This window comes from Actinoplanes sp. NPDC051388, from assembly GCF_055586225.1.
Window position 1 is genome coordinate 366,958 of the sequence record NZ_JBVJIP010000009.1, and the last position, 3,041, is coordinate 369,998.

Consider the following 3,041-nt stretch of genomic DNA (forward strand, 5'->3'; position numbering starts at 1 on the left):
CACACCCCCCCTGGTTTTTTTTTGTCGGGGTTTGTCCTCGCCCCCTCCTTCCCCTTCGTCGTGGGGGGGACCGGGGGCCCCCCCCCCCCCCCCCCCTCCCCCCCCCCCCCCCCGCTTTCCACATCCTCGCAATCCGTCCGTGATCTGCCGGCAGGTAATCTTCCGGCCGTGGAGATGACCCTGCTGCCGCCACCCGCAGCGCCCGCTCCGGCACCCGCGCCCGCCCCGATCCAGGGGCCGCTGCGGCTGTGGGTGTCGCTGGTGCTGGCGGTGCTCGCCGGGGCCGCGTTGCTGCTGGCCCTGCCGCCCTACGGGGTGTGGTGGCTGGCGCCGCCCGGAGTGGCGCTGCTCGCCGTGGCCACCCACCGGCGGCGGTTGCGCGGCGGCTTCGGCGTCGGCCTGATCGCCGGCCTGGTGCTCTTCTATCCGCTGCTCTGGTGGACCACGTTCGCGGCCGGCTGGCTGCCCTGGGTGCTGCTGTCCACCGTCCAGGCCGCGTTCATCGGCCTGCTCGGTCTCGCCTCCGCCTGGGTGTCGCCGCTGATCGACCGGTGGCGGGCGTTGTGGCCGCTGCTCGCCGCCCTGCTCTGGACAGCGATGGAGGCGGCCCGCGACCGGGCGCCGTTCGGCGGCTTCCCGTGGGGCCGGCTCGCGTTCAGCCAGGACGACGCGCCCGTGCTGCGGCTGGCCGTGTGGGGCGGCGCGCCGCTGGTCACCTTCGCGGTGGCCGCCACCGGCGGTGTGCTCGCCGCCCTGTTCTGGCGCCGCCGGTTCAGTCCCGCGGCGCTGGGTTTCGTCGCGCTCGGCGCCCTGCTGGTGGCCGGCCCGATGCTGGTGCCGGTCGCCGAGCCGTCCGGCCCGACCCGGGTGGTGGCGATCGTGCAGGGCAATGTGCCCCGGCTCGGACTCGACTTCAACGCCCAGCGCCGCGCCGTGCTGGACAACCACGTCAACGGCACGCTGCAGCTGGCCAACGACGTCGCCGAGGGCAAGCAGCGGCAGCCCGATCTGGTGGTCTGGCCGGAGAACTCGAGCGACATCGACCCGCTGCGCAACCAGGACGCGGCGCAGCAGATCGCCCGCGCCGCCGAGATCATCAAGGTGCCGATCCTGGTCGGCACGGTGCTGCGCACCGACAAGCCCAACGAGATCAAGAACGCCGGGCTGCTGTGGATGCCGGTCACCGGCCCCGATCAGTCCCAGACCTACATCAAGCGGCACCCGGTCCCGTTCGCGGAATACATGCCGTTGCGCCCGATCGCCCGCTTCGTCGCCGGCGAGAAGGTCGATCTGGTCCGCGACATGCTGTCCGGCACCACCCCGGGCGTCGTGCGCACCGACCGGATCACGGTCGGCGACGTGATCTGCTTCGAGGTGGCCTATGACGAGATCGTCCGCGACACGGTCACCGGCGGCGCGCAGGTGCTGGCCGTGCAGACCAACAACGCCACCTTCAACGAGGCGGAGGCCCGCCAGCAGCTCGCCATGGTGCGGCTGCGCGCGGTCGAGCACGGCCGCGAAGCCCTGATGGTGTCCACGGTCGGGGTGTCGGCCTTCGTCGATGCATCCGGTCGCGTCAAGGCGTCGACCGGCTTCAACGTCCCAGCGGTGGTGGTCGGTGACATGCGCCTGAACGCGACGCGTACGCTAGCGACGCGTTCGGGTCACCTGCCCGAGGTGGCGGCCGCCGCACTGGCCGTCATCGCCCTAGCCGGGGCGCTGCCGCTCCGCCGCCGGCGTCGTGGCGCGGCCCCCGAGTCGACGAGTCCGGAGGAACGGTGAGCGAGGCGGAAGGATATCCGGGGATCGGTCGGGTCCTCGTGATCATCCCTACCTACAACGAGGCGGAGAACATCCGGTTGATCGTCGAACGGGTGCGTCGCGCGGTCCCCTCGGTGGACATCCTCGTCGCGGACGACAACTCCCCGGACGGCACCGGCGGCATCGCCGACGAGCTGGCCGCCGCCGACGACCACGTGTTCGTCCTGCACCGGGCCGGCAAGCAGGGCCTCGGCGCGGCATATGTGGCGGGCTTCGCGTGGGCCAAGGACAAGGGCTACGACGCGGTCGTCGAGATGGACGCGGACGGCTCGCACGCCCCCGAGGAGCTGACCACGCTGCTCGACGCGCTGCGGGAAAACGACGCGGTGCTCGGCACGCGCTACATCCCGGGCGGCTCGGTGCACAACTGGCCGATGCACCGGCTGGTGCTCTCCCGCGGCGGCAACATCTACATCCGGATGGCGCTCGGCATGCCGTTCCGCGACGCCACCGGCGGCTACCGGGCATACCGGATGACCGTGCTGGACGCGATCGACGTCGAGACCGTGGCGTCGCAGGGGTACTCGTTCCAGGTGGAGCTGGCCTGGCGCGCCTACCGCGGCGGCTTCAAGGTGGTCGAGGTGCCGATCACGTTCACCGAGCGGGTGCGCGGCGACAGCAAGATGAGTTCGAACATCTTCCGCGAGCAGTTGTTGCGCGTCACCACATGGGGTCTGCAGGCCCGCCGCGACACCCTGATGAGCAAGCTGGGCCGCCGCCCGCGGCAGGGAGACAACTGGCCGTGACCCCGCGCGGGCGTGTCATGCTGGAGGTATGAAACGCCGGGGTCTGGCCTTCCTTCCGATCGGTCTCCTGCTGCTCGCCGTGGCCGAGATCGCCGTGTTCATCTCCGTCGTGCACTTCGCCGGCGCCGGCTGGACGTTGCTCGCGCTGGCCGTGACCAGCCTGGTCGGCCTGGTGCTGCTGCGCCGCGAGGGCATCCGCGGGTGGCGGGCGTTCCGGGCCGCCGCCGAGGCCGGGCAGCCGCCGGGGGAGCAGGTCAGCAACTCGCTGGTCGGGCTGCTCGGCGCGCTGCTGCTGGCGATGCCCGGGTTCATCAGCTCGCTGGCCGGTCTGCTGCTCGTGGTTCCGCCGTTCCGCAACCTGGCCCGGGGGGGGGGGGGGGGGGGGGGGGGGGGGGGGGGGGGGGGGGGGGGGGGGGGGGGGGGGGGTGGGGGGGGGCGGGGGGGGGGGGGGTGGGGGGGAGGAGAAATAAGAAG

The 3,041-nt window shown here is 72.6% G+C and carries 2 protein-coding genes and 1 pseudogene; all 3 read left to right on the forward strand.

All coding sequences use genetic code 11. From position 1 onward, the window contains the following. Positions 1 to 174: 174 nt before the first annotated feature. Positions 175 to 1,782: an apolipoprotein N-acyltransferase gene (lnt, locus tag ACZ6TI_RS24465; protein WP_465347463.1), complete on the forward strand. Its 1,608-nt coding sequence runs from the start codon at positions 175 to 177 to the stop codon at positions 1,780 to 1,782. Continuing rightward, the gene (locus ACZ6TI_RS24470) at positions 1,779 to 2,567 is read left to right on the forward strand and encodes a polyprenol monophosphomannose synthase (protein WP_465347447.1); all 789 of its coding nucleotides are present in this window, start codon (positions 1,779 to 1,781) and stop codon (positions 2,565 to 2,567) included. The genes lnt and ACZ6TI_RS24470 overlap by 4 nt, the downstream gene beginning before the upstream one ends. A gap of 28 nt (positions 2,568 to 2,595) precedes the next feature. Next, a pseudogene (locus ACZ6TI_RS24475) lies at positions 2,596 to 2,940 on the forward strand (FxsA family protein); the annotation flags it as partial. Positions 2,941 to 3,041 lie beyond the last annotated feature (101 nt).